General features: G+C 63.2%; 22 protein-coding genes. 7 read left to right on the plus strand and 15 right to left on the minus strand.

The features are described from left to right. From ppgK to mmsB, 4 genes are all read right to left on the minus strand, one after another. Entirely contained in the window at positions 1 to 810 is an 810-nt protein-coding gene (ppgK, locus tag ACIQTS_RS12000) for a polyphosphate--glucose phosphotransferase (RefSeq protein WP_332727753.1), read from the minus strand. Between the two features lie 70 nt (positions 811 to 880). Continuing rightward, positions 881 to 1,945, minus strand: coding sequence for an ROK family transcriptional regulator (locus ACIQTS_RS12005; RefSeq protein WP_400289543.1), 1,065 nt, complete (start codon positions 1,943 to 1,945; stop codon positions 881 to 883). Between the two features lie 31 nt (positions 1,946 to 1,976). Then, positions 1,977 to 3,074 carry an alcohol dehydrogenase catalytic domain-containing protein gene (locus ACIQTS_RS12010; protein ID WP_402473613.1) on the minus strand — a complete coding sequence of 366 codons (1,098 nt, stop codon included), beginning with the start codon at positions 3,072 to 3,074 and terminating at the stop codon, positions 1,977 to 1,979. Positions 3,075 to 3,076: 2 nt separating this feature from the next. After that, positions 3,077 to 4,021: a 3-hydroxyisobutyrate dehydrogenase gene (gene mmsB, locus ACIQTS_RS12015; RefSeq protein ID WP_402473515.1), complete on the minus strand. Its 945-nt coding sequence runs from the start codon at positions 4,019 to 4,021 to the stop codon at positions 3,077 to 3,079. Between the two features lie 141 nt (positions 4,022 to 4,162). On the opposite strand from mmsB, the gene ACIQTS_RS12020 reads away from it, so the two are divergent. After that, a complete protein-coding gene (locus ACIQTS_RS12020; RefSeq protein WP_400289537.1) occupies positions 4,163 to 5,092 on the plus strand; it encodes a LysR family transcriptional regulator in 930 nt (309 codons plus the stop codon). Between the two features lie 7 nt (positions 5,093 to 5,099). Here ACIQTS_RS12020 and ACIQTS_RS12025 read toward each other — a convergent pair whose 3' ends face one another. After that, entirely contained in the window at positions 5,100 to 5,642 is a 543-nt protein-coding gene (locus ACIQTS_RS12025) for a hypothetical protein (protein ID WP_402473516.1), read from the minus strand. A gap of 321 nt (positions 5,643 to 5,963) precedes the next feature. Then, entirely contained in the window at positions 5,964 to 7,343 is a 1,380-nt protein-coding gene (locus ACIQTS_RS12030) for an MFS transporter (RefSeq protein ID WP_332731453.1), read from the minus strand. Between the two features lie 171 nt (positions 7,344 to 7,514). Here ACIQTS_RS12030 and ACIQTS_RS12035 point away from each other — a divergent pair, with 171 nt between their 5' ends. Next, entirely contained in the window at positions 7,515 to 7,868 is a 354-nt protein-coding gene (locus tag ACIQTS_RS12035) for a CHY zinc finger protein (RefSeq protein WP_402473517.1), read from the plus strand. Here ACIQTS_RS12035 and ACIQTS_RS12040 read toward each other — a convergent pair. From ACIQTS_RS12040 to ACIQTS_RS12050, 3 genes are all read right to left on the minus strand, one after another. Next, positions 7,865 to 8,314: a universal stress protein gene (locus tag ACIQTS_RS12040; RefSeq protein WP_402473518.1), complete on the minus strand. Its 450-nt coding sequence runs from the start codon at positions 8,312 to 8,314 to the stop codon at positions 7,865 to 7,867. The two genes, ACIQTS_RS12035 and ACIQTS_RS12040, sit on opposite strands and share 4 nt — an antisense overlap. A 47-nt stretch (positions 8,315 to 8,361) precedes the next feature. After that, the gene (locus ACIQTS_RS12045; RefSeq protein ID WP_402473519.1) at positions 8,362 to 9,573 is read right to left on the minus strand and encodes an NAD(P)/FAD-dependent oxidoreductase; all 1,212 of its coding nucleotides are present in this window, start codon (positions 9,571 to 9,573) and stop codon (positions 8,362 to 8,364) included. Positions 9,574 to 9,693: 120 nt separating this feature from the next. Further along, positions 9,694 to 11,577, minus strand: a complete 1,884-nt coding sequence (locus ACIQTS_RS12050; RefSeq protein ID WP_402473520.1) for a BCCT family transporter — start codon at positions 11,575 to 11,577, stop codon at positions 9,694 to 9,696. 256 nt (positions 11,578 to 11,833) lie between these two features. Between ACIQTS_RS12050 and ACIQTS_RS12055 the strand changes: the two genes are divergently transcribed. Then, positions 11,834 to 13,015, plus strand: a complete 1,182-nt coding sequence (locus tag ACIQTS_RS12055; protein WP_402473521.1) for a S8 family serine peptidase — start codon at positions 11,834 to 11,836, stop codon at positions 13,013 to 13,015. A gap of 4 nt (positions 13,016 to 13,019) precedes the next feature. Next, entirely contained in the window at positions 13,020 to 13,253 is a 234-nt protein-coding gene (locus tag ACIQTS_RS12060) for a hypothetical protein (protein ID WP_134779510.1), read from the plus strand. On the opposite strand, the gene purU is transcribed toward ACIQTS_RS12060, so the two are convergent. The 6 genes from purU to glyA form a co-directional block, all read right to left on the minus strand. Then, positions 13,250 to 14,110 (minus strand): formyltetrahydrofolate deformylase, encoded by an 861-nt coding sequence (gene purU / locus ACIQTS_RS12065; RefSeq protein ID WP_193057963.1) that lies wholly within the window; start codon positions 14,108 to 14,110, stop codon positions 13,250 to 13,252. The genes ACIQTS_RS12060 and purU overlap by 4 nt on opposite strands. A gap of 180 nt (positions 14,111 to 14,290) precedes the next feature. Next, positions 14,291 to 14,899 carry a sarcosine oxidase subunit gamma family protein gene (locus ACIQTS_RS12070; protein ID WP_365943697.1) on the minus strand — a complete coding sequence of 203 codons (609 nt, stop codon included), beginning with the start codon at positions 14,897 to 14,899 and terminating at the stop codon, positions 14,291 to 14,293. Then, a complete protein-coding gene (locus ACIQTS_RS12075; protein WP_402473522.1) occupies positions 14,892 to 17,789 on the minus strand; it encodes a sarcosine oxidase subunit alpha family protein in 2,898 nt (965 codons plus the stop codon). The genes ACIQTS_RS12070 and ACIQTS_RS12075 overlap by 8 nt, the downstream gene beginning before the upstream one ends. Continuing rightward, on the minus strand, positions 17,786 to 18,085 hold the full coding sequence (locus tag ACIQTS_RS12080) for a sarcosine oxidase subunit delta (RefSeq protein WP_013350044.1): 300 nt from the start codon (positions 18,083 to 18,085) through the stop codon (positions 17,786 to 17,788). Before ACIQTS_RS12080 ends, ACIQTS_RS12075 begins: the two co-directional genes overlap by 4 nt. 11 nt (positions 18,086 to 18,096) lie before the next feature. Then, positions 18,097 to 19,314: a sarcosine oxidase subunit beta family protein gene (locus ACIQTS_RS12085; protein ID WP_013350045.1), complete on the minus strand. Its 1,218-nt coding sequence runs from the start codon at positions 19,312 to 19,314 to the stop codon at positions 18,097 to 18,099. Positions 19,315 to 19,316: 2 nt separating this feature from the next. Continuing rightward, the gene (gene glyA / locus ACIQTS_RS12090; RefSeq protein ID WP_134779506.1) at positions 19,317 to 20,633 is read right to left on the minus strand and encodes a serine hydroxymethyltransferase; all 1,317 of its coding nucleotides are present in this window, start codon (positions 20,631 to 20,633) and stop codon (positions 19,317 to 19,319) included. A gap of 151 nt (positions 20,634 to 20,784) precedes the next feature. Here glyA and ACIQTS_RS12095 point away from each other — a divergent pair, with 151 nt between their 5' ends. The 3 genes from ACIQTS_RS12095 (at position 20,785) to ACIQTS_RS12105 (ending at position 24,397) form a co-directional block, all read left to right on the plus strand. Further along, positions 20,785 to 21,444 (plus strand): GntR family transcriptional regulator, encoded by a 660-nt coding sequence (locus tag ACIQTS_RS12095; protein WP_402473523.1) that lies wholly within the window; start codon positions 20,785 to 20,787, stop codon positions 21,442 to 21,444. Positions 21,445 to 21,855: 411 nt separating this feature from the next. Then, on the plus strand, positions 21,856 to 22,650 hold the full coding sequence (locus ACIQTS_RS12100) for a creatininase (RefSeq protein WP_402473524.1): 795 nt from the start codon (positions 21,856 to 21,858) through the stop codon (positions 22,648 to 22,650). 100 nt (positions 22,651 to 22,750) lie between these two features. Continuing rightward, positions 22,751 to 24,397: a BCCT family transporter gene (locus ACIQTS_RS12105; RefSeq protein ID WP_402473614.1), complete on the plus strand. Its 1,647-nt coding sequence runs from the start codon at positions 22,751 to 22,753 to the stop codon at positions 24,395 to 24,397. Positions 24,398 to 24,669 lie beyond the last annotated feature (272 nt).

Below are 24,669 nucleotides of genomic sequence, written 5' to 3' on the forward strand. Positions count from 1 at the left end.
CTAGTTGCCGGGTTTCAGCGCGCGATGCGCAGCGCCCAGTACCCCGGCGGCGTTGTTGAATTGGGCAGGCACGATCCTGGCTCGCAGTTCCAGCTGCGGCAGGAACTTTTCGTGGTCTTCCGAGATCGCTCCGCCGATGATGATCAAATCCGGGCTGCACAGGAATTCCACGTGGGACAGGTAGCGTTGCAGGCGGGCGATGTACTGCTCCCAGCTGAGGTTTTCCTCGTGCATGACTCGCGCGGCGGCCTTGCTCTCGGCATTGAATCCGTCGATTTCGAGGTGGCCGAATTCGACATTCGGGAACAGCACGCCGTCGCGGAAGAAGGCCGAGCCGATGCCCGTGCCCAGGGTCAGCAGCAAGGTGCTGCCCTTGACCGGCTTGCCCTGCTCGGCTCCGGCACCCGCGTAGACCTCGGCCACGCCGGCGGCATCCGCATCGTTGAGAACAAAGACGTCACGGCCCAGGATCGCGCTGAAGGTAGCGGTGACATCCAAGCCGATCCAGGCCTTGTCGATATTGGCCGCCGAGTGCACGACGCCGTCGATGACGATGCCAGGCACGGTGACGCCAGCGGGGATTCCTGCCAGCTCGTCGCCGGTGAGCTCCTGCAGGTCGGCAACGATGCCCGCCATCACCTGGGCGACAGCATCCGGATGCGCGCCCTCAGGCGTAGCTGCCTTGCTGAAGGTGCTCTCAACAAGCTTGCCGTCGGTTCCAACCAATCCGTACTTGATCGACGAGCCGCCCAGATCAAGGCCGATGGCAGCGAACTGCGACGTGGATGCCGATGCGTCAGATGGTGCCATCAGTGGTCTCCCCGGTGAAGAAAATAAAATTTTAAGGACTCTTTACAATATATAGCTTGGATCACTTCGGTCAACGTACCCGGTAGTTTTCCCATAAGTTGGCCAAGGCCAGCTCCCGGGCGCCGGCCAAAGCGCCGCGTGCCGCGGCCTCCGTTCCCAAGGTGGAAAGCTGAACATGAACCGGTTTGGGCAGCAAGCTGTTCAGTTCGCTTTCCAGCGCCGCGCACAATTGAGGCGTGAGCCCCGGGCCGATGGCCACCACTCGCTGCGGATCGACGAAGCCGATCAGGTTGGCCAGGACACGGCCGAACGGGGACAGGAAGGCTGGCCAGTTCCGTTCATCGGCCAGTTTTTCCCAGAGCACGCGGGTCTGGAACATCCCGGCCTCGCCGAGCGCATCGCGCAGGTTCGCGGTGCCTACCAGCTGGGTCTCCAGCTCGCCGGCGGTGCCGTGCTTGCCGCGGTGCAGCGCACCGTCGATGACCAGGCCTGCGCCCAGGCCGGAACCGATGTAGATCATCATCAAGGAACCGGCCAGCTCCCCGGCTTCGGCCAGGGCCATCCAATTCACGTCGTTATCCAGCAGCACCGGAACCCCGCCGGCGAACTGGCCGGCAAGGTTGGCCCCGGAGGAAGGGAAAATCGGGGTGGCCAGGACTCGCAGCCCGCCATCGCGCTGCACCGGGGCTGACTGGCTCACGGCCCCGGCCAGCAATGGGGAGCCGAGCTCAGCGGCCACGCGGGAGATCTCGCGGGCTCCCATTTGCTCTACCTGCGCGGCGGTGGTTTGCGCCGTCAGCGGGTAGAAGCGGTCCACCAGCGTCTTTCCGGCCAAGTCGGTGGCGCGGACCTGCAGGAATTCTGCCTGCAGGCACAGTGCCAGCAGGTGGCCGAAGCCGCTGTCCAGCGCATAGTGCTCGGGAACGCGGCCGCGCTTGGGCTCGTTGTCCCGCTCGATGGACGAGGCCAGGCCGTTCTCCTGCAGGCGCGAGATCGCCTGTGATGCGGTGGGCTTGGAGATCCCCAGATCCGCAGCGATCTGGGTACGGGTCGCCGGGGCTTGGCAAAGGTAATCGAATACCCGGATGTCAGTCAGCGTTGCCAGGGCACGGGGCCCCGCAGTGGAATCAGTCACCCACCAATCCTACTGGCCTTCTGCCCTGATTTCAGGGCAGCAGAACTTGGCGCACCGACCGTCCCTCGGCTAGTGCATCCAGGGCGTCGTTGACCTCGGCCAGCGGCCTGGTTTCCACGAGTTTCTCCACAGGGAGCTTGCCGGAGCGCCAGAGCTGCTCGTAGTAGGGAATGTCCTTCTTGGGCAGGGCAGAACCCATGTAGCTGCCGATGATCGTGCGCGCACCTGCGGTCAGGCCCAGGGGCTCGATGCTGCTCATCGCGCCCGGAGCCGGAAGCCCCACGGTCACCAGGGTTCCGCCCACGCCGGTGGCCTGCAAGGCGGTTTCGAAGGCACGCGGATGCCCCGCGGCCTCGATCACGATTTCGGCGGTGCGCTGCCCCAGGGCCTGCGGCGTGCAGGCTTCATCGGCGCCCAAGGCCAGCGCGGTGACCAGCTTGTCCTCATTGGCGTCAACGGCCAGGATACTGCCGGTGCTCCTTTGCCCCGCGGCCACCAGCAAGGCGGCCATGCCTACCCCGCCCAGGCCGACGATGGCAACATCCTGGGCGCCGGTTGCCCCGGCGGCATTGCGCAGTGCACCGCCGCCGGTGAGCACCGCGCAGCCCAGCACCGCGGCCACTTCAGCAGGAACGTCCGCGCCCACCGGGATGAGGCTGCGCGCATCCATCACCGCATAGTCGGCAAAGGCCGAGACGCCGAGGTGGTGATGGACCGGCTGGCCATCGAGGGCCAACCGGCGAGCGCCTGTCAGCAGGGTCCCTGCACCGTTGGACGCGGTGCCGGCGCTGCACGGCAGCTTGCCGCCCTTGGCGCAGGCTTCGCATTTCTCGCAGCGCGGCAGGAAGACCGAGATCACCTGCTGGCCGATGTCCAGATCCACCCCATCACCCACCTGCTCGACGATGCCTGCTGACTCGTGGCCCAGCACCATCGGCAGCGGACGCGGCCGGTTCCCGTCGATCACCGACAAGTCCGAATGGCACAGTCCGGCCGCGGTGATGCGCACCAGCACTTCGCCGGGCCCGGGTTCTTCGAGCTGCAGCTGGCGCATCGCCAGCGGCCGGTGCTTGGCATAGGGCCGCTGGTTCTCCCGGCGCTCAAGCACCGCGGCATGGATCTGGCGCATGCTCAGCCCGCGGTTGGCTGGTTGGCTTCGGCCGACTCCGGGTTCCACCCGCGCACGGCACCTTCTGGCAGCAGGTTCTTCACGATCAGCGAGCAGTCCTTGTCGCCCAGCCCCTGCTCGATCAGTTCGTCGAAGTGCTCGCGGGCCAAGCTGGCTGCCGGCAGCTGCACCCCGGTGCTTGCGCCCGCGTCCAGGGCCAACCCGATGTCCTTGCGGGCCAAGTCGGTGCGGAAGGTGGCCTCGAAGTTGTTGTTCGCCGCGGCGGTATCGATGATGCCCGGCACCGGGTACCAGGTCTGCTGCGCCCAGGAGCGTCCCGAGGAGACCGAGGCGATCTGCCAGAAGACTTCCGGGTCCAGGCCCAGGGCCTCGGCTAGCTGGGAGCCTTCGGCGCTGGCCATCAGGTCGATGAACAGCATCATGTTGTTGCAGATCTTGGCGGCAATGCCCATGGAGGGGCCCCCGGCAACGATGGTCTTCCCGCTCATCGGGGCGATGAATCCGGTGGCCTGCTCCATCAGTTCTGGTGCCCCGCCGAGCATGAAGGCCAGGGTTCCGGCCGCGGCTCCGGAGATGCCGCCGGAGACTGGGGCATCGACGAAGTGCAGGCCGCGCTGCGCGGAGCCCGCGTGGATGTAGCGGGAAGTCTCGATGTCCACCGTGGAGGAATCCAGCAGCAGCATGTCCTTGCTGGCGTTGGCCCAAATGCCGGCGTCACCCTCATAGACCGCGCGCACGTGCTCTCCCTTGGGCAGCATGGTGAACACGGCGTCGGCCTGGTCCATGGCTTCGGCGATCGATCCGGCTATCTGTACTCCGCCGTCGGCCGCGGCGGCGCAGGCCTGCTCGTCCAGGTCGTAGCCGCGCACGGTGTGCCCTGCGGCCACCAGATTCGCGGTCATCGGTCCGCCCATGTTGCCCAGGCCAATCCATGCGTACGTGCTCATCTGCACACCCCTCGTCCTTGAGTATTGTCCTTGTCAGGCCAGCGTAGGGTGCGCGGCGTGCCAGACTCAATGCACTTGGGCACGCCAATTGCGCAGGCCTAGTGTGCGCTAGCGCACACGAGGCATGGCAGACTGTGGACCATGGACCGTCAGATCGATTACCGCCATCTCGAATCCCTCATTGCCCTGCTGACCGTTGCGCGCCTGGGCCGCTACACCGCCGCCGCGAATGTTCTCGGGGTGAACCACTCGACGATTTCCCGTCGCATCGACGCACTGCAAAAAGCCATGGGCGGCCACCTGCTCACGCGCTCTCCCAACGGCTGGGAACTGACGGACCTGGGGCGCCGGGCCATGTCCAGCGCGGAAGCCATCGAGCAGGCCGTGGAAGCCATCGGCTCCCAGAAGGAGACCGGTGCATTGGCCGGCCATGTGCGCGTCGCCGCTCCCGACGCCTTCAGCGCCCACCTGGCGGCTCCGGCCCTGGCAAAGCTCCAGCTAAAGCATCCGCAACTGGTCTTCGAGATCGTTTCGGAAACCACCCGTGCACGGCAGACGCGGACCGGCATGGATTTGGAGATTGTCATTGGCGAACCCAGCGTCCGCAAGGCGGCCTCCACAAAACTCCTGGATTACGAGCTGCGGCTCTACGCCACGGCCGAGTACCTGGAAGCCCACGGCACCCCGGCACAGGTTGCCGATCTGGCCGGGCATAGCCTGAACTACTACATCGACACCGCGCTGACGGTGGACAAGCTCGACGAGGCCACCGGCGCCTTGCCGCCAATGCACCGCGCGATTTCCTCCACCAGCATCGCGGTGCAATATGCGGCCACCATGAACCATGCAGGCATCGGCTTGCTCCCCACTTTCCTCTCGGAGCACTACCCGAATATGGTTCCGGTGCTCCATGACCAGTTCACCTACCAGTCCGAGTACTGGCTGGTGGGACGCCAAGAAGCCTTGCGCAGCCGCGCGGTCCAGGAAACGGTGCGCGCGCTCAATGATGCAGCCACCGCCGGCGACTGGTTCATCCCGCCATTCCCGGCGTACAACTTGTCCCCCGGCTAGGCGCCGTTCACCGTGGCCCGTCCGGTTCCCAGTCCACGATGGCTTGCAGCAGCTGCGCCACTGATCGGGCGCTGTCCAGCCGGAGCACCGGACGGACTTCGTTCTCCAGCCAGGCCTCATGGCGGGCGCGGCTGCGTCCACTGAAGTCCGGGTCATCGTAGCCAGCTGCCCACGCCATGAATTGTTCCAGGGCTCCGAGTTCCAGGGATTGCCCGCTCAGGCGCTGCTTCTCGCGTTCTGCAAGACGGCGCAGGCGCACTTGGGGATCCAGCGCCAGGAAAACGAAGGCATCGCACTGCGACAGGACTTCTTCTCCCCATCCCTGCACTGATCCGGACAGTACCCAGGCTTTGCGCGGAACGAAGACCTGGTTCATGAGCATGGTTCGGGCAGCCGGCGCACGCTGCTCGCGGTATGGAGGATCGGTCGGAACCCAGAAGTAGTCGTCGCTATCGGCATGCGGCACGGACCAGGCATCGGCCACGGCGCGCGCGAGGGTCGTGGTGCCACTGCCGCTGGCACCGAAGATATGCAGCCTGCACCGCTTCATGCCGAACCCCAACGGCAAACTTGGCTACTTTTCATTATTCTTCTTGCTGCTCCGGCGCCGCCCGTATGAAGCGCAAGCGGCAACGAAGCCAATACCGAACAGGAACGCCAACAGGTACTCGATTCCCATCTGCCCGTGCACCTCGCAATCGCATCATGCTGGGGACAGTGACGTCCACCAAAACCCCACCCTTCTTGGCTGCCAGACTCGCAGATCGGCAACGGCGGCGCAAGCCGATGGCCCGCCCGCAGGCCACTGAACACGCCCAAGACCAGCCCCGTGCGTGGAGCTGGCCTTCGGCGTCGTGCTGGATCTTGCGGCTTACTTCTGCATCTTCAGTTCATCGCGGACGGCATTTTCGCCGTTCACTGCCAGCCGGTCCGCCTCGTCGATCTCGCCGAGGTCCAGCCCCTTGGTTTCCTTCATGAAGAACACCGCCACCAGGGTGACCAGGGCGGCGAACACGATGTAGCCGGCCACCGGAACCCAGGATCCGTAGACTTTGAGCAGGAAGGTGGCGATGATCGGGGCCATGGACCCGGCCACGATGGAGGTGACCTGGTAGCCCAGCGAGACGCCCGAGTAGCGCATGCGGGTCGGGAACATCTCGGCCATGATGGCCGGCTGCCCGGCGTACATCAGCGCGTGCACACCCAAGCCCAGCACGATGGTGGCCAGGATGACCGCATCATTGGCGGTATTGAACAGCGGGAAGGCCGCCACGCCCCAGACGGCCATGAGCACCACGCCGGTGGCGTAGACCGGGCGGCGGCCGAGGGTGTCGGTGAAACGGCCGACGATCGGCACCAGGATCGCGTGGATCACGTGGGCAATGAGCATCAGGCCAAGGATCGTGGAGGTGTCCATGTCCAGCTGGGTGGCCATGTAGGTGATGGAGAAGGTCACCACCATGTAGTACATGATGTTCTCCCCGAAGCGCAGGCCCATGGCGGTGAACACCCCGCGCGGGTAGCGCTTGAAGACTTCGCCCACGCCGTAGCCGGCAGCCGCGTTCTGCTCCAGCTCAGCCTTGGCCTCCTTGAAGATCGGGGCATCGGAAACGCGGGTGCGGATGTAGTAGCCGACGACCACGATCACCACCGAGAGCCAGAAGCCGATGCGCCAGCCCCACGCCAGGAAGGCCGCTTCGCTCAGCGTTGCCGAGAGCACCAGCAGCACCACGGTGGCCAGCAGGTTGCCCACCGGCACTGCGGCCTGCGGCCAGGAGGACCAGAAGCCGCGTTCCTTGTTCGGCGCGTGCTCGGCCACCAGCAGCACCGCGCCTCCCCATTCCCCGCCCACGGCGAAGCCCTGGGCGAAGCGCAGCACGATCAGCAGGATCGGTGCGGCATAGCCGATGGAGTCGAAGGTGGGCAGGCAGCCCATCAGGAAGGTGGTTGCGCCGACCAGCACGATCGCCACCTGCAGCAGGTGCTTGCGCCCGTACTTGTCGCCGAAGTGGCCGAAGACGATGCCGCCGATGGGGCGCGCAATGAAACCGACCGCGTAGGTCAGGAAGGCCTTGATGATGTTATCCAGATCGTTGCCGGTATCCGGGAAGAAGATCTTGTTGAAGACCAGGGTTGCCGCGGTCGCGTAGAGGAAGAATTCATACCATTCGACGACGGTGCCAGCCATGGAGGCTGCTACGACCCGGCGCAATCCCTTGCGCTCGGCCTTCGATGACGTTTCGCTTGCCACTGTGCGTTCCTTCCGCCCACGCCAGTACCCCCTTTGGAACCAGCTTCATCAGCGAGTATGGCCTAGATCACATCGCGAAAGATAGGTAAAACGAGGCATAGTGGGACACGGATTGTGCACATTCGGCGTGCATATTTGCACACCCGATCACGGTTATCTGAAAGGATCCATATGAAGAAATGGGGAAACCCGGCGCACCCTGCAGCATTGCGAGGCGTGCGCATGGATGGGCAAACTCGGTGCGCCCACTACCACTCGCTCTTCGATGTGATCGCGCTGAAGCACGATTGCTGCGCGACCTTCTACCCCTGCCACCTTTGCCATGCCGAGCTCGCCGATCACCAGACAGAGCCGTGGCCGGCAGACAGGTTCGATGAACCGGCGGTGCTCTGCGGAGTCTGCAGCACGCAGCTGAGCCCCGCAGAATATCTGGAAACCAGTTCCTGCCCGAACTGTCAGGCACTGTTCAATCCGGGCTGCAAACTGCATCTGGACTTGTACTTCGAGATGAAGTCAGCCGCCTAGTCCCAGGGCAGTTCGTTTTCTTCGGAAGGTTGCTGTGGAATCACCAGGACCGGGCGGTGCTGCTTATGGGCCAGCGCCACGGCGATTGATCCCTCGACCAGCTGAGCCATCTTATTGCGGATCCCCGGACGCCGGGTGCCCACGACGATCATCTGCGCATCGAGCTGTTCGGCAACGGCAGCGAGCACCTTGGCCGGGTCGCCGGCCACCGTGTAGCTTTCAAGCTCGACACCGGTAACCACCGAGTTGAGTTCCCAGGCGAGTTCCTCGGAGAGCGGAGCAGCCGAAGCCAGCAGGTTTCCTTCGGCAAGCTTGTCGGTGACGAAACGTCCGGAGTCGGCATGGATGCACACCAATTTCGCATCCAGGCCGCGCGCCAGCGAAGCCGCCGCGGCCAATACTGCCGGGGACATCCCCGGCTCCACGCCCATGACCATGATGCTCATCAGCTATTCCTACTTTCTTGGAGGGTCACTTGCTGCTTAGTAAAATCCTATAAATCACCGAGGTCGATATCCGGATCCGCCAGCGAGGCGGCTGGCACCGTCTTGCCCACCAGCTCACGCAGGCGATCATTGACGTCCCAGATATTCACGTTTGCCGCCGCGGTGATCTTCTCGCCATCTTGCCAGAACAACAAGAATTCTCCGCTTTCCATGCTGCCGCGGACTACCGAGACGTCATCTGGGGAATTATGCCCCACATATTCCATTCCCAGATCGAATTGGTCCGTGAAGAAATACGGCAACCAGTCATAGGATGCGTCGGCACCGGTGAGCGTCGCGGCCGCCAGCTTGCCCTGGCGGATCGCGTTGTCCCAGTGCTCCACGCGCAATTGGGCGCGCAGCTTGGTATTGAACGCCTGGGCGATATCCCCGATGGCCAGAATCTTGGAGTTGCTGCTGCGCAGCGACGCATCGACCACCACCCCGTGATCCACTGCCAGCCCGGCAGTCTCGGCCAGTTGCAGATTGGGTTTGGCACCAATAGCCAGCAGCACCACATCGGCACGCGATGAGCCGGCATCCGAAAGCACTTGCAGGTGCCCGTCGACCTGCTCGATGCCCTGCACGCGTGCGGTGCGCACATCCACTCCATTGGACTGGTGCAGCTCCAGCAGGTGGTTCCCGAAGCGTTCTCCGAAAACCTTGGCCAACGGCACCTCGGACGGTGAATAGACGGTGACCCGGGCTCCGCGTTGGCGGGCTGTGGCGGCCACTTCCATGCCGATCCAGCCCGAGCCGACCACGGCCACTTGGGCACCCTCGACCAGTTTTTCGCGCAGCGACTGGGCATCTTCCAGCGTGCGCAGCACATGCACCCCGGGCAGGTCATAACCGGGCATTGGCGAGTCCCCGCCCACGCTGGCCCGCGAACCGGTGGCCAGCACCAGTTGCCCGTAATCCACGGCGGTGCCATCGGCCAGCATCACCTGCTGCTTGCCGGTCTCCACGCTGATTGCGGCGGTTCCCAGCCGGAGGGTGACCTCCTGTGCTGCGTACCACTGCGCGTCATGCACGGTGAAGTCTTCTGGCTTGTCATTGCCCTGCAAGAAGCCCTTGGACAGGGGCGGACGCTCATAGGGCAGGTGCGATTCCTCGCCAATCAGAGTGATCGGGCCGGCATGTCCCCGCTCGCGTAGTGCTGCCACCGTACTGGCGGCGGCAAGCCCGGCACCAACGATGACTATCGACTCCTGGTCCATGGAACAACCCCTCTGCTTCCCGCCGCGGTGACGGACCGCGGCCAGTGGATAGTGCTTGTCACCTTGATCCTCACACCCCGATGCCCTGCTTGGCAAGGCATCGGGGGTCAGGTCCCGGACCTAGTCGTCACTTGGCTTCACGTGCCGGGATTTTGCTTCTGATTCCACGCGCTTGCCGAAGATCCCGCGCGTGCGCGAGACCCGGTAGTCGATACGGTCATCGACGTAGCGGCGCAGTTCGGGCTGCTCGTCCAAGGCGCCCCACAGCTCATCGGAGACGTGCTCGGTGACCCGCGCCAGCCGGCGCTTCTGCTCGATGACTTCCAAGGCCCGGCTTTCATGGCGCAACCCCTTGATCGTGGCCACCGACATCATGATCATGATGATGCTGAATGGCAAGGCCGTGGCCAGCGAACCGGCCTGCAGCGTCTGCAGCCCGCCAGCCACCAGCAAGGCAGCGGCCAGCACGCCTTCGAGCACCGCCCACAGCACCCTGGACCAGGTCGGCGGGTTCGGGTGCCCGCCGGAGGCGAGCATGTCGACCACCAGCGAGCCGGAGTCCGAGGAGGTGATGAAGAAGATCGCCACCAGCAAGATCGCCACCACCGACAGGATCGAACCCAGCGGCAAGGCTTCAAGCACCTGGAACAGCGAGCCCTCCGCGGAGACCGCCCCGTCCTGGACCATGTCCCCAGCGCCGAAGAACTGGCGGTACAGCCCCGACCCGCCCATGACCGAGAACCAGAGGAAACCGACTATGGTCGGCACCAGCAGCACGCCGGTGACGAACTGGCGCACGGTACGCCCGCGCGAAATGCGGGCAATGAAGATGCCCACGAACGGTGCCCAGGCGATCCACCAGCCCCAGTAGAAGACCGTCCAACTGGAGAACCAGGTGGCCGATTCCTCACCCTGCTGGAAGGCGCCGACGTCGAAGGTCATGTTCATCCAATTGGCCAGGTACACGCCCAGGGACTGCACGAAATTCTGGAACAGGAACAGCGTCGGGCCCAGCAGCAGCACGCTGATCATCAGCAGCCCGGCCATGGACAGGTTGATATTCGACAGCCACTTGATCCCGGCGCCCAGGCCGCTGACCACGCTCATGGTGGCCAGGAAAGTGATCACGACAATGAGGACGACCAGCAGCGTGTTGTCCACCGACTCCACCAGCCCGATGGATTGCAGTCCCGAGCTGATCTGCTGCACGCCCAAGCCCAGCGAGGTCGCGATGCCGAAGACGGTGCCGAAGATGGCCAGCACGTCGATCACATCGCCCAGCCAGCCCTTGACCCGATCTCCCAGGATCGGTTCCAGCGCCCAGCGGATGGACACCGGGCGGCCGCGGCGGTGGATCGCGTAGGCCAAAGCCAAGCCGATCACCGCGTAGATGGCCCACGGGTGCAGGCCCCAGTGGATGAAGGTCTGCGCCATGGCCAGTCCGGCCAGCTCCGATTCGCTGCCTTCCCAACCCGGCTTCGGATCCACGGTGGCGTACATCAGAGGTTCGCCGACCCCGTAGAAGACCAGGCCAATGCCCATGCCGGCGGCGAAGAGCATCGCGAACCAGCTGAACAGGCCGAATTCGGGTTTCTCTCCGTCATTGCCCAAGGTGATCCGCCCGAGCTTGGAGAAGCCGATGGCGATCACCAGCGCCACAAAGCCGCCGATGATCAGCATGTAGTACCAGCCCAGGTTGGCTACGATCCAGTTCTGCACGGCGTTGAAAGTCGTGTCCGCCGCGTTGGGCGCGAGGATCGCGAAGACCGCCACAGCCAGGATCACCAGCAGCGCCGGCCAGAAGACCGCAGGGGCGATCCCGCCCTTGCCTAGGCGCACGCCCTGCCGGCGCAGCTTCGCGGTGATCTGCTCGTCGGTGTCGTCCTCGGCAATGTGCATGTGCACCGGGATCGGCGCGGTATGCGGGGATGCTTCCAGCACAGCATTTGCGTGCTGCCCATTATCTGCTTCGGGAGGTTCAACTTCGTCAATGTTCTTCGTCATGGTCCAGGCTCCTTCACTCAGAGAAATGCCCTAGGACTTCCACCCTTGTTCTTTCGCCGCGAAGATTCAAGGGCCAGCGAAGAATAGTGGCTTCTTTCTGCCAGTCGGGTATCGCCGGGCGGTGCGCCGTGGTTGCTGTGCGCTGCATAGATGCTTGTTGCCAGGCATGGCAGTTTGTCCATGCCACCGGGTACAGTGCGAGGTACCTCGTAGGCCTTGGCATGAAAGCCTCTCGGAACCAGCAAGGAGCCCCGTCATGTACAGCAACCAGACCCGTCACGCAGCCGTCGCCGAAATTCCCAACCGCTACGTCTTGGTCTTCGACCGGCAGGAATCCGGAGCCCCGGGCATCGCAGCAGCCCAGCGCGAATCAGAACTTCCGCAGCTACTGGCTGAACAGGGCTATTCCAGTACCGAGTACTTCCCGATGCTGGGCATCGCTGTGGTCACCAGCTCGGCTGACCAGCTTGAGGACTTCCGCCAGCGCTGCGCCGGGCACAAGCTGCCAGCCTCGGTGGTACCCGAGCTGGTTTACCGGATCCTGCCCGATGCCCCGGCCGCCACGGACTCCTATGCGGACACCGGCCAATTCACCTGGGGCCTGCAGGCCGTAGGCGCTTCGCTTTCGGGCTACACCGGCAAGGGCATCAACGTGGCCGTCTTGGATACCGGTTTTGACAGTGCGCATCCGGACTTCGCAGGCCGCACGGTGACCGCCAAGTCCTTTGTCGCAGGCGAGGACGCCACTGACGGCCATGGACATGGAACCCACTGCATCGGCAGCGCCTGCGGTCCGCGCGAACCGCAGCAGGGTCCGGGCTACGGGGTCGCCTCGGAAGCCAATATCTTCGCTGGAAAGGTGCTGGGCGCCGATGGCTCAGGTTCGGACTCCACGATCCTGGCCGGCATCAACTGGGCACTGGAAAACAAGTGCGAGGTCATCTCCATGTCGCTGGGTGCTGACGTGAGAACTGTGCACCCGCCCTATGTCACTGCCGGACGCCGCGCCTTGGAGCTGGGCTCCTTGATCGTGGCGGCCGCCGGAAATAATGCACAGCGCTCTGCCGGGAACCCGGGATTCGTCGGCGCACCGGCCAACAGCCCGTACATCATGGCCGTAGCGGCTTTGGACTCGAAGCTGGCCGTGGCGGACTTCTCGGCCCAGGCGTTGGACACCGAGGGCGGCGAGGTGGATATTGCAGGCCCCGGCGTTGGCATCTACTCTTCGTGGCCCGTCGCCAAGCGGTACAACACCATCAGCGGAACGTCCATGGCCACCCCGCATGTGGCCGGCGTGGCAGCGCTGCTGGCCGAATCCACCGGCCTGCGCTCCCAGCAGCTGTGGGACAAGCTGGTGGCAACTTCCCGAGATGTCTCCCTGCCGGCCATGGATGCCGGAGCCGGGCTGGTCCAGGCCCCGGCCTCACAGGAAGCGTAGCGGCATGTCCGGCGCCGAAGTGCACGTCTATGTCATCACCATTTCCACCCAGCACCCGCTGGAACCGGTGGTCAGCGAACTGCAGTCCCGCGGATTGCAGGTTAAGCAGGTGCTCGCCGCCCTCGGCCAGGTGATTGGCGAGGGCAGCGAGGAGGTTGCCGAGAAGCTGCGCGGCTTATCGGCGGTGGAATCGGTTGATGCCCAGCAGCAATACCGGGCCTTGGATGATGATGCCTAGCGCAGGATGACCGTGCGGTTTCCGTAGAGGAAGACTCGGCCTTCGCAGTGCCAGCGCACCGCGTTGGACAGCGCCCTGCATTCGGAGTCGCGTCCGGCGGCGATCAGCTCCGATGGCCCGAAGGTGTGGTCCACTTCCACGACCTGCTGGGCGATGATCGGCCCTTCATCCAGCTCGGAGTTCACGTAGTGGGCAGTCGCGCCCACGGTCTTCACGCCGCGCTCCCAAGCCTGGTGGTACGGCTTGGCGCCCTTGAAGGAGGGCAGGAACGAGTGGTGGATGTTGATGGTCTTGCCGGTCAGCTCCGTGGCCAGATGGTCTGAGAGAACTTGCATGTAGCGGGCCAGGACTACCAATTCGGCGCCGGTCTGGGAAATCAGTTCCAGCAGCTTCGCTTCGGCCTGCGGTTTGGTTTCCTTGCTGATCGGGATGTGGTGGTATTCGATGCCATGCCACTGGACCAGGTCGCGGCTGTCTTCGTGATTCGAGGCCACCGCAACGATCTCGATGGGCAGTTCGCCGGTGCGCGAGCGAAAAAGCAGGTCATTGAGGCAGTGGTCGTACTTGGAGACCATGATCAGTACCCTGGTCTTCTGCCCGCGTTCGCGCAGCTGCCAGTCCATCTCGAATTTGGCGGCGATGGCGGTGAATTCCTCGCGCAGCTCAGCCAGCAGATTCTCTTCGGCCTCCCCAGAGAATTCCACGCGCAGGAACAAGCGTCCGGCGCTCATGTCGTCGAACTGCTTGAGTTCCACGATGGTGCGTTCATGCTTAACCAGGAATCCGGTGACCGCATTCACGATCCCCATTCCTTCGGGGCATTGCAGGGTCAAGACGTGACGGATTTGCTCGCTCATGAGTCCTTCTTTTCTGTGAGTGGACGGCCTATGTAGCACGGTGCCGGAGCATACGGCCTACCACCATGAACTGGACAGAATATTGCTTAGCCTGCCTTTGCATTCTTGGCCAGTTCCGGCCCCGCCCCAAAGATCAGGGCGGGGCCGGAACTGTGCTCAAGGTGCTCTAGCGAAGCTGGGCTAGATCATTGCTTCCGAGGCGAACTCGGACATGGCATCAACCAGCCAATGCACGGTGTGCTCGGTGAACGATGCGCGAGGCATGATCCGCCAGGCCTGCTCGCCGGTACGCCACAGCAATACCGGGATGTTCGCCACCGAGGTGACAATCGCCTGGTTCACTGCAAAGGCACGCGGGTGCAGATCCGCCGGGCAGCTCTTGCGCAGCACCAGCGGCGCATCCGGTCCGGTCAGTTCCAGCACGCTGCGGTTAGCCGAGAGGTCAACGACCTGTCCCGGTGCATCGCCCAGCGCCGCGCTGAGCACGCCACCCAGTTCGGTGTTCTCCGCGCTGGTGGCCAGGAATTCATCCGGAGCCAGCCATAGCACCGCGGTGCCTTGTGCCTCGCCGGCAACTTCGCCCACCTTCGCTGGCAAGCCTGCGCCGGTGGCCGCGGCCAATGCCGCATGGGCCTGCGTGCCCGGTGCGCAACGCAGCGAGATCTGGGTGGTGAACGCGATTTCGCGCAGTTCCACACGTCCGGCTACGCTGGCTGCGTCCATGACCGTATCCAGGTGTTCTGCTGGTGAATGGCGCAGCGGGGTTTCAATCAAGGTGTTGTTAGCCATCTCGACGGCTTCCTTCCGGGTCATAGAGGACGGTTTCGGAGACTACGACGTCGACCAGCTGGTCGCCGACCGGGGTCTTGAGCACTTCACCGATGCGGTTGCGCCCGTTCTTGATCAGCGCCAGGCCGAAGGTGCGGCCCAGATTCGGCGAATCGTAGGAGCTGGTGACCCAGCCTTCCATCGAGGTAATGCCTTCGGTTGCCAGAGCATCCGAGGCCACCAGCGCGGCGCCTTCTGGCAATCGCAGGGACTTGTCCACCGGCAGTACCGAGACCAGCTGCTTGCGGTCCTCGCGGGCGTTATCGGCCCGGGAGTAGGAGCGGTTGCCGATGAAGTCCTTGAGCTTGGAAACAACCCATTCCATGCCGGCATCCTGCGGGGTCACCGTACCGTCGGTGTCTTGGCCGACGATGATGAAGCCCTTTTCGGCACGCAGCACGTGCATGGTTTCGGTGCCGTACGGGGTGATGTTGAATTCCTCGCCGGCGGCGTACACATCTTCCCAGACGCGCAGCCCGTGCCAGGCAGGGACCGCGATTTCGAAGGCGAGTTCGCCGGAGAAGGAAATGCGGCTGATGCGCGCTTCGATTCCGGAGTCCAGCACCACGTCCCTGAAGGCCATGAATTTGAAGCCCTCGTTGGACACGTCCACAGTGGAGGCCAGCTTGGCGATGACATCGCGCGAACGCGGTCCCACCACGGCTACGGTGGCCAGCTGCTCGGTTACCGAGGTGCAGGTGACGTCGAGGTCAGGCCATTCGGTCTGCAGCCATTCCTCCAGCCAGTCCAGCACGTCGGCGGCGCCGCCGGTGGTGGTGTGCAGCAAGAAGCGGTCTTCGGCCAGGCGCAGGGTCACGCCGTCATCGAAGATCATGCCGTCGGCCTTGCACATCACTCCGTAGCGTCCCATGCCCACCTTGAGCTTGGTGTAGCCGTTGGTGTAGATGCGGTTCAGGAACTCTGCCGCGTCCTTGCCGCGGATCTCGATCTTGCCCAGCGTGGTGGCGTCGAGCATGCCCACCGAGTCGCGTACGGCCTTGGATTCGCGGTAGACGGCCTGGTCCATGGTTTCCCCGGCCTGCGGGTAGTACCACGGGCGCTTCCACTGTCCGACGTCTTCGAATTCGGCGCCGTGGGACAGGTGCCAGGAGTGCATTGCGGTGATGCGTGCCGGGTCCAGCTGGTCCCCGCGGTTGCGTCCGGCCAGGGCTGCGAAGGCCACCGGCGTATATGGTGCGCGGAAGGTGGTGGTGCCGATTGCCGCCGGGTTCTCGATGCCCAGTACCGCGGCGATCACGCCGATCGCTGCCACGCCCGAGGTCTTGCCCTGGTCATTGGCCGTGGAGATCGAGGTGTACCGCTTGATGTGCTCCACCGACTTCATGCCGGCGCCGGTGGCGCGCAATACGTCGGCTACGGTTTGGTCGCGCTGCAGGTCAACGAAGTGGAACTTGTAGTTCACTGCGTCATCGCCGCTGACCGACGGCACCAGCCAGACCGGCCGGGTTTCGCCCAGTGCGGTTTCCAAGGCCTGCGGGGTGCGGGCCACGGTGGCGAAGCCGGCGGCAGTAGCTGCCGCGGCGCCGGTAGCTGCGCCGGTGGACAGGGCGCTGGCGGTATCGAGGCGTCCGGTCATCGCACCGGCCAGGTGCTGGTTGGCCACGGCATCGGCTGGGACGAAGGCGTGGATGGTGGTGTCCCAATCCAGCTTGCCCTGGCGCTGGGAGTGCAGGTGCACTACCGGGTTGAAGCCGCCGGCCACGGCCAGCACGTCTGCTTCGAAGCGCTGGGTTTCCCCCAGCTCGCGTGCTTCATCGAGCTCTGCGACCACGATGGCCGACAGTTCGCCGTTTTCATCGGCTTCGGTGTCCACCACTACGGAGCCCGAGATGACCTGGACCCCGTCAGCCACAGCCTGTGCGGCGGCGGCCGAAATGCTTGAGCGGGCATCGATGACCGCAACAACTCCGCCGGTGGCGGCCAGTTCACGCACCAGCTCGTAGGCCGAGTCGTTGGTGGTGGCTACCGCGATCCTCGCTCCGGCACGTACGCCGTAGCGGTTCAGGTAGCTGCGCACCGCGCCGGCGAGCATGATGCCCGGGCGGTCGTTGTTCTCGAAGACGATCGGACGTTCGTGGGCGCCGGTGGCCAGGACTACCTGCTTGGCACGGATGTGCCAGATGCGTTCGCGGGAGACGCCGGGGCCGGATGGGCCATCCAGGTGCACGGTGCGGCGCTGCGCGGCGATCAGGTAGTTCGCATCGTAGGAGCCGAACACGGTGGTGCGCTGCAGGTGGGTGGTCTCCTCGGCTTCAGCCAGCTCGCTGGTGACCTGCTCGATCCACGCGCTGCTGTCCATGCCATCGATCTGCTCGCCGGCGGTATCCAGCAAGGTGCCTCCGGCTTCTGCGCGCTCATCGAGCAGCATCACCCGGGCTCCGGAACGCGAGGCTTCGCGGGCCGCGGCCAGGCCTGCCGGGCCGGCGCCGACCACGAGCACATCGGTGTGCACGTGGACGTGGTCGTAGTAGGCCGGATCCTTGGTCGGATCCAGTACGCCCAGGCCCGAAAGCAAGGTGGCGTTCAAGTCTTCGGTGACCGGAACGGTGGTCGCTGGCAGCATCGACTCATCGATGTCCTGCTCGTGGCGGGCACTGACGGTAACCAGCGCGTTGGGCTCTTCCACTCCGGCGGCGAAGATGCCGCGCGGGCGGTCCAGGTACAGGGAGTTGCCGGCCCTGCGCACCCCATTGGCCAGCAGTGCGCTGGCTACGGTGTCGCCGCGGAAGGCGGAAAGCTTGGCCCCGTCAACGGTGAGGGAAAGTGCTTCCTCGCGGTTGATGCGAGCGCGGGAGCTCTGCTCGGCGCTCAGGCGTTGTGGCTTGCTCATCGGGTGCCTCCTTCGGCGCTGTGGATTTCCGGACGTGGTGCGCCGGCTGGGTAGATGGCCTTGAATTCATAGGTGACGGTGTCGCGCAGAGCGTTGAACCACTTGCGGCAGCCTGCGGCGTGGACCCAGCGTTCGGCGAAGATGCCCTTCTTGTTCTGGCGGTAGAACAGGTAGCGGGACCATTGCTTGTCGCTCAGCGCGTGGGGATCTGCGGGGTAGGCCACGTGGGCTTCCCCCCCGTACTTGAATTCATTTTCATTTCGTGGCCCGCAGTTCGGGCAATCAATCAGCATCATGGTGGTTGCTCCTAGTGTGCGACGGCGGCAGCGCCGTGTTCGTCGATCAGGTGGCCGGTTTCGAAGCGTTCGAGGCTGAACGGCTTGTTCAGCTCATGCGGCTCGTCGTTGGCGATGGTGTGCGCCAGGGTGAAGCCGGCGCCCGGGGTGCCCTTGAATCCGCCGGTGCCCCAGCCGCAGTTCACGTACAGGTTCTGGATCGGGGTCTTGGAGATGATCGGCGAGGCGTCCATGGTGGTGTCCACGATGCCGCCCCAGGTGCGCAACACGTGCGCCCGGGCGAAGATCGGGAACAGTTCCACGGCCGCGGCCATCTGCTCCTGGATGACGTGGAAGGCACCGCGCTGGCCGTAGCCGTTGTAGCTGTCGATGCCCGCGCCCATGACCAGCTCACCCTTGTGGGCCTGGGAGACGTAGACGTGGATGTGGTTGGACATGACCACTGTCGGGTGCACCGGTTCGAAGAGTTCCGAAACCAGAGCCTGCAGCGGGTGGGACTGGATCGGCAGTTCGAAGCCGGCCATTTCTGCCAGCACCGAGGAGTGGCCTGCGCCGGCCAGCGCAACCTTCCCGGCATGGATGGTGCCGCGGGTGGTCTTCACGCCGGTGACCTTCTCGCCATCCTTGATGAAGCCGGTGACTTCGCAGTTCTGGATGATGTCCACGCCCATTTCGTTGGCCTTGCGGGCGAAGGCCCAGGCTACGTGGTCGTGCTTGGCGATGCCGGCGCGTGGCTGCCAGGTGGCGCCCATGACCGGGTAGCGGATGTCGTCGGAGGTATTGATGATCGGGCAGGCTTCCTTGACCTGGGATGGGTCCAGCCATTCGGCGTCCACGCCGTTGAGCTTGTTCGCTTCGACGCGGCGCACGGATTCGCGCACATCTCCCAGGGTGTGGGCCAGGTTCAGCACGCCGCGCTGGGAGAACAGGAAGTCGTATTCCAGGTCCTCGGGCAGCTGTTCCCACAGCTTCAGCGACTTTTCGTAGATGCCGGCCGACTCATCCCAGAGGTAGTTCGAGCGGATGATGGTGGTGTTGCGGGCCATATTTCCACCGGCCAGCCAGCCCTTTTCCAAGACGGCGACGTTAGTGATGCCGTGGTTCTTGGCCAGGAAGTATGCGGTGGCCAGGCCGTGGCCGCCGCCGCCAACGATGATGGCGTCATAGGATTTCTTCGGTTCCGGGTTTGCCCAGAGGAATTCTGGGTGCTCAGGCAGCAGATCAGCCATGGCTATTCTCCAATCTTCTTCAGGTTCGGGTAGAGCGGATGGGCCTGGGCCAGGTCCAGTACGCGCTGTTTGAGTTCGGGAAGTTTTTCGGTGTTGCCTTGGGCGCCGGCGATCAACGTCTGCGCAATGATCTCCGCAACCTCAGCAAACGCAGCCTCAGAGAAACCACGAGTAGCCAACGCAGGAGTACCAATACGCAAACCCGAAGTCACCATCGGCGGACGAGGATCAAACGGCACCGAATTACGGTTCACCGTAATCTCCACCTGAGCCAACAAATCCTCAGCCTGCTGCCCATCAAGCTCCGACTCACGCAGATCAACCAACACCAAATGCACATCAGTGCCACCAGTCAGAACGCTAATGCCCTGAGCCGACACATCAGCCCGGGTCAAACGCTCAGCAAGAATCTTCGCCCCAGCCAAAGTACGCGCCTGGCGCTCCTTGAACTCCTGGGATGCAGCAATCTTGAAAGCCACAGCCTTGCCAGCAATCACATGCTCCAACGGACCACCCTGCTGACCAGGGAACACCGCAGAATTCAGCTTCTTCGCAATCTCAGCATCATTCGAGAGGATAATGCCGCCACGAGGACCAGCAAGAGTCTTATGCGTAGTCGACGTCACCACATGCGCATGAGGCACCGGCGACGGATGCAACCCCGCAGCCACCAGGCCAGCGAAGTGAGCCATATCCACGAACAAGTACGCGCCGACCTTGTCAGCAATCTCGCGGAAACGCTTGAAGTCCAACTGGCGTGGGTAAGCCGACCAGCCAGCAACAATCATCTTCGGCTGGTTCTCCACAGCAAGACGCTCCACCTCGTCCATGTCCACTTCATAAGTGGCCTCGTCCACACCGTAAGGAACGATGTTGAACAAGCGGCCCGAGAAGTTCAGCTTCATGCCATGGGTCAAGTGACCACCATGAGCCAGGTTCAAACCCAGCACGGTATCGCCCGGGCGGACCAACGCGTGGTACACCGACGCATTAGCCTGAGCACCGGAGTGAGGCTGCACATTAGCGAACTTCGCACCGAACAATTCCTTGATGCGCTCGATAGCCAACGTCTCAATCACGTCAACCTCTTCGCACCCGCCGTAGTAACGGCGGCCCGGGTAGCCTTCGGCGTACTTGTTGGTCAGTACCGAACCCTGCGCCTGCATCACTGCCTGCGCGGTGTGGTTCTCCGACGCGATCATTTCCAGACCGCGCTGCTGGCGAGCCAGCTCAGCGTCGATACGCTGCGCCACCTCCGGGTCGAGGTGTGCGAGGTCTGCAGTCAGTGAATCTGCAGCAAGAGTCGTAGCGTGTGCCATTACCCATCCCTAAATGTATGAATTGTCGACAACTGATATATCAATCTGCAACTCACTGTATGATGGAAATCACAGCCCGGTCAATGGGTTACCCGAAATTACTTCAGCGCGTAACAATCGTGCAGAATGGAGCAAGGAAATTGGAGGCGGGATGACAACCACGACGCAGCTTGCAGCAGGCACCGAGTCCATGGCCGAACGCGCCTACCAGGTGCTGCGAGACCGGCTGATCATGATGGACATCGCCCCCGGCGACCCGATCAACGAAGCCGGACTAGTCGATGACTTAGGAGTGGGACGCACTCCCCTGCGCGAAGCACTCAAGCGCCTTGAAGTAGACCATCTGGTGCAGTCCTACCCGCGCCGCGGCACCTTCGCCACCCGCGTGGATATCACCGAATTAGCTGATATCACCGAAATCCGCCAGGTCCTTGAACCACTGGCAGCGGCTAAGGCCGCAACCCTGCGCGGAGGAACCGCCCGCGCCGGCATCGAAGCCACCTTGGAAGCAGTCAGCCAGCTCTCCGGAGAGAATCTGCGCCGCACCCTGATGGAAAATGACCTCGAAGTGCACCGGCTGATCTACCAGGCCGCCGGCAACCACCACTTAGAAGAGACACTAATCCGCTTGGATAACTTGGCCACGCGCATCTGGTGCATGGCACTGGATCGACTGCCCAGCGTGGACGAGCATATCGCCGAGCATGTCTCGCTCTTGCAGGCCATTCTGGACGGGGATGCGCCAGTAGCGCGCCAGCTGGCCCTAGAACATATCGTGCATTTCCAGAAGTCGGTTCGCGCCGTCCTCTAGGCGCCCCACTGCCCGCCGAGCTGGCCACCAACAATATGGAGCAGCCCGCGCATTGCCAACTGTTTCACTTTGTCTCGCTACACACTGGCGGTGCCCACCTCCGCCTGCATAAAACAGGGACGCCGCCGCGGAATCCAGCCAGCCACGAGGGCGCTACGCGCTTGAACAGAAGTTTTTTCGGGTCGCCGTCACGCTAAACCACTGATTTCTCCGGCTGGATTCCTCAGTCTGAAGCACCGTTACGAGTGCCCGCAGTTCGGCCATTCGAAAGTTTTTCACCACGGGTATTGACTGTGATGTGAGCCACTGAAATGATTCACTGCAACAGTGTTGCAGATCTTGCAACTGTATTCCGATACAGAATCATCCCCGCCTGCGGCCTCAAGGGCCCCACGGGTCCAGGAGAAATCCATGCACTCAGTATTCATCGACGAACTCGATGCCCAGACCTACGCCGAGCACGTAGCGCGTACCGGATCCACCATCATCATTCCTGCGGGCGCAACCGAACAGCATGGTCCGCACATGCCATTGGGCGTCGACGCCATGCTTTCCCGCTCCATCGCAGAAGCTGTCGCCCAGCTCACCGGCGCGCTGGTTGCTCCAGCTCTTTGCTACGGCTACAAGTCGCAGCCGCGCTCGGGCGGCGGCAACCACCGCGTAGGCACGACGAGCCTGGGAGGCACATCGCTGAGCCTGATGGTCGAAGATGTCGTCACTTCATTCATCTCCCAGGGATTCGACAAGGTGGTGCTGCTCAACGGGCACTTCGAGAATTACCAGTTCCTCTACGAGGGTGTAGATAACGCCGTGGCCAAAACACGCACCGCCGGTTCCACCGCCCGCGCCATCCTGCTTTCGTACTGGGACTTCGTCGACGAGAACACCCTGGCCAAGGTCTTCCCCGACGGATTCCTCGGCTGGGATATCGAGCACGGCGGCATCCTGGAAACCTCGCTCATGCTCCTGCTGCACCCGCAGCTGGTGGACATGGACCGGGTCATCGACCACCCGCCAGCCAAGCTCACCGCCTACGACATCTTCCCCGAAGACCCCGCGCGCACCCCGGACAGCGGCTGCTTGTCATCCGCCAAGGGAGCAACCGCCGAACGCGGCCAACTACTTTTCGAAACCGTCACAGACCAAGTTGCCCAAGCGCTCAAAGGCGAGCTGCTTCTTGGCGATGTAAATATAGAGGTGAATTAACATGTCGGTGGATAATTCAACATCCCAAGACAGGAAAAAGTCCTTGAAAGCATCCAAGCCTTCAGACTCCTCCCCACAGCAAGTTGAAGTTCCACGCTTCATGGGACGGCATATCCCTCCGATTGATCGCCTGCTGATCCGGGCGATCCCGCCAGTACTGATTGTCGCCGTGATGATTTGGGTGCTCTCGAATCCTGAAGCCGCCTCGGCTGCCATTTCCGAAATGCGCACCTTCGTCACCGGGAAATTCACCTGGCTCTTCATCTTGTACTCGGTCTTCACCGTCGTGGTGTGCATCTGGCTCTCGATGAGCCGGGTGGGCAAGATCCGCTTGGGCGGTCCGAATGCCAAACCTCAGCACAGCAAGTTCGCCTGGTACTCCATGCTCTTCGCTTGCGGCCAGGGCATCGGGTTGATCTTCTGGTCCGTGGCCGAACCGATCATGCTGCGCGATGAAAACCCGGTCATTCCGGCAATGCCGGGCGGCGGCGGAGAAGAAGGCGCCATCGTCTGGACCTACTTCCACTGGGGCCTGACCGCCTGGGCCATGTACTGCGCCGTAGCCGTCTGCCTGGCCTACTCGCACCACAATCTGGGCAAGACCTTGACCTTCCGCGAAGCCACCGTGGACATCCTGCCCCGCTGGTCCCGCCGCGGCGCCGGCGTGATTGTTGAACTGCTGGCCATCATCGCTACCGTGCTCGGCCTGGCCACCTCCTTCGGCTTCGCCGCCATGCAGTTCTCTTCGGGTCTGACTTCCTTTACTGGCCTGACTGCCAGCCCGATGATGTGGCTGATGGTTATCTTGATCTTCGCCGGCATCACCTCGATCTCCGCGATTGTCGGCATCAACAAGGGTATGGCCCGCATCAGCGGGCTGAACTCGATCTTGAGTATCGCGCTGGTTGCCGCGGTGCTGATCTTCGGACCGTCGCTGTACATCATCTCGAACATGTCCCAGACTTTCGGCAGCTTCTTCACGAACTTCGCGAATATGAGCCTGTGGACCGATTCCGGCCTGGCGGCCACGACTTTGGACAGCTGGCAGGATTCTTGGAATGGCTGGTGGACGGTCTTCATCTGGTGCTGGGTTATCGCCTTCTCGCCATTCGTGGCCGGCTTCATCGCACGCATCTCCCGAGGCCGCACCATTCGCGAATTCGTGCTGGGCGTGACCATCATCCCTTCGCTGATCGTGATGGTCTGGGTTGCCGTCATCGGCTCCGCCGCCATCTACTACGATGACCAGACCGATCGCGGCGTCAGCGCCGCGGTGGCCGAAGACACCTCTTCGGGCTTGTTCGTGATGCTTGATTCGCTGCCGGTGGTTGGCACGATCCTGTTGGTGGTCTCCACCATCCTGGTGGCCACCTACTACGTCACCTCGCTGGATTCGGGCATCTATGCACTGAGCGAGTTCGTCTCGGCGCCAGGCAAGTCCGGCCCGGTCTTCCGCGTGGTCCTGGTGCTCTCGGTGGCCACCGTGACCACTGTGCTGCTGACCATGGGCGGAACCGCGGTGGTGGATACCGTGCAAACCGGTACCATCATCGGGGCCTTCCCGTTCTCGTTCGTGATCATCTTGATGATCATCAACCTCATCCGCCGGCTGCTCAAGCGCGATAAGGCCATCAAGCAGCTGGAGAAGGACATCAATAATCCGGACCCGAACCTCGTCTTCGTTCCGGATCCCAGTGGAGAAGGCGCCATCCGCAAGACGGAGCCGGACCAGGGAAGCCACAACTAGGCTCTGGGAAGCATCGAGCATGAAGGCCGCGCAACTGGTCATATTCAATTGCGCGGCCTTCATCATCTCCGCACCTGTATTGCATACCACTAAGTCAATTGGAGTTTTTCGGTAAAAGTGAAAAGTTTTTGGATTCTCCCTTGACAGTGACGCAGAGCACACATAGTCTAATTGCAACGGCGTTGCAGTGAGCGCAACACGTAACTTTCTTCTCCGGCGATTCCCATGAATCCTCGCAATCCATCTGATTGGGCCGGCCTGCCTTGACACTT

Origin of the sequence: Glutamicibacter sp. NPDC090743 (assembly GCF_044769125.1) — a bacterium.
GTDB lineage: Bacteria > Actinomycetota > Actinomycetes > Actinomycetales > Micrococcaceae > Glutamicibacter.